This is a genomic window from Pseudomonas sp. HY7a-MNA-CIBAN-0227, assembly GCF_040310325.1.
Lineage (GTDB): Bacteria > Pseudomonadota > Gammaproteobacteria > Pseudomonadales > Pseudomonadaceae > Aquipseudomonas.
Genome location: NZ_JBEOPT010000240.1, coordinates 1 through 256 on the forward strand (window position 1 = coordinate 1; position 256 = coordinate 256).

1 protein-coding gene is annotated in these 256 nt (G+C 39.5%); it reads right to left on the reverse strand.

All coding sequences use genetic code 11. The annotated features are described in order from the left end of the window. Nucleotides 1-188, reverse strand: a 188-nt coding sequence (locus AAEZ06_RS27750; protein WP_350617365.1) for a hypothetical protein, incomplete at its 3' end; no start/stop codon positions are given. Nucleotides 189-256: the final 68 nt, after the last annotated feature.

Sequence of the window (256 nt, forward strand, 5' to 3'; positions counted from 1 at the left end):
GTGGAGTACTTCCCCAGCTGATTTCTTTCATCCATGACTTCAAACAGCTTGCTTCTGACCACTTCTTCGTGTGTTTTATCGTCAATCAACAGCAAATTAAGCTTCACGACAGCTCTATTGTAGGCTTCTTGAGTGGCTTCAAGTTGAAGGCTTTTATTGCTAGCTACTGATACACCGATCATGCTCATAAATAACTCCGCTACTAGAATCATCTGTAGCTACAGATGATTTTTTTAGGTTAATAAGTTGTTTGTAC